At 65.2% G+C, this 1,806-nt stretch carries 1 pseudogene; it reads left to right on the top strand.

Going from position 1 to position 1,806, the window contains the following annotated elements:
* Positions 1-7: 7 nt before the first annotated feature.
* A pseudogene (locus tag EOA33_RS34555) lies at positions 8-1,806 on the top strand (PAS-domain containing protein); the annotation flags it as partial.

The raw sequence follows: 1,806 nt of genomic DNA, 5'->3' as shown, positions 1-1,806 counted from the left end.
CATCAGCATGGCGGACGTGGACGGGACGGGCGGGAACGGCGGCAAACGCGACCCCCTCGAAGCAGCGGTTGCGCGTGGCGACGATGCGCTCGCCGGCGAAGACAGCGTACAGCATCTTGCCGATCTCGAGCGCACGATGGACGCCATGCACATGGGCGTCGTGCTCCTGGATGCCAAGCTCGATACACTGATCATCAACAAGGCCTACCGCGACCTCTCCAGGATTCCCGACGGAGCCGTGGCCGTCGGCGCTCCGTTCAGCCGCCTGATGGAACTCAACCGCCGCAACGGCATCTATGGCGATATCGACGAAGAGGAATGGCAGCGCTACCTCGCCGGCCGCGTCGCGGAGATTCGCGACGGCTCCGTGTCGCCGCGCGAGTTTGTCCACGCCGACGGCAGGACGATGATGTTTTCTGTCACCGCGCTGTCCGGGGGCAAGCGGCTGTTGACCTACTACGAGATCACCGACGTCAAGCGCCGCGATGCCGAGATCGAGAGCGCCAACGCCAGGACCGCGGAGACCTTCGCCAATCTTCGCGCCATGGTCGACCAGATGCCGATCGGCGTCTTGGTCCTCGACGCGGACATGCGCGCGCAGGTGATCAACCGCGCCTTCCACGAGTTCTGGAAAATCGAGCCCAGCCGCGCCGGGATCGGCAGCGGCTTCCGCGAGCTGATGGAAGCGAGCCGCGGGATCGACCCCTACGGAGCCGACGACGAGGCATGGCAGCGCCTCATGGCCGAGCGCGAGGCCGAGATCAGGGCTGGCGTTGCCGGATCGCGGCAGCTGCCACTCAATGACGGCCGCACGCTGATTGCCTCGCTGGCGCCGCTCGCCGGCGGCAAGCGGCTGATCTCCTACGTCGACGTCACCGACATGAAGGAGCGCGAGGCGGAGGCCGAGGATGCGCGCAAGAACCTCGCCACCGTGCTGGAATCGCTGCCGGCCGGCGTCATCATCTACGATCGTGACGACAGGTTCGTCTTCGCCAACCGCAAACTGCAGGAGACGCTTCCGGCGCTGAAGCCGGTGTGGCAGCCCGGCCGCAGTTTCCGCGAGGCGCTGGTTCTCGGCCATTCGGTCGGCTATTTCCGCCAGAGCGGCGATCCTGAGATCGACAGCCTCTATGAGCGCGATCGCGACGGGTGGTTCGACGCGATGCTCGCCCACTACCGGCTGCCGAACTCATCCTATGAACGGCGCAATCCGGACGGCCGCTGGTACCAGGTCTACGACATGCGGACCGAGGACGGCACCTTCATCGGCGTGCGCGTCGACATTTCCGACATCAAGAGTCGCGAGAAGGCGCTGCATGACTCCATGCGGCAGATCGACCTGTTCCGGCACGTCATGGACGAGCTGCCGGTGGCTGCCTTCATCAAGGCCCAGGATCTCAGCATCGAATTCGTCAACAAGGCATGCGCGCTCACCGGCATTGCCAAGGAAGATGTCATCGGCCGCACCGATCGCCAGCTGTTCGGCGCCGATGATGCCGAAAACTACAGCCATGACCGACATCGAGGTCGTCGCCACCGGCAACGGGCGCGAGGTCGAGGAGTCTGTCACCCATCGCGACGGCCACCGTGCGGCAGCTGATGACGCGCAAGAGCCGCCTGGTGGCGACGGACGGGTCGGTGCATCTGGTCGGCTCCAGCACCGACATCACCGACGTCAAGGCGCGCGAGCGGGCGCTGGAAGAGAGCATGCGCGAGAATGAGGTGTTCCGCAGCCTCATCGACAATGTGCCGGTGTCGATCTACGCCAAGCGTTCGGACCTCAGGCAATTCTACGTCAACAAGGGC

Source organism: Mesorhizobium sp. M4A.F.Ca.ET.050.02.1.1 (assembly GCF_003997725.1).
GTDB lineage: Bacteria > Pseudomonadota > Alphaproteobacteria > Rhizobiales > Rhizobiaceae > Mesorhizobium.
The sequence above is the reverse complement of the archived record's forward strand: the minus strand, read 5'-3'. Positions and strand labels throughout refer to the sequence as shown.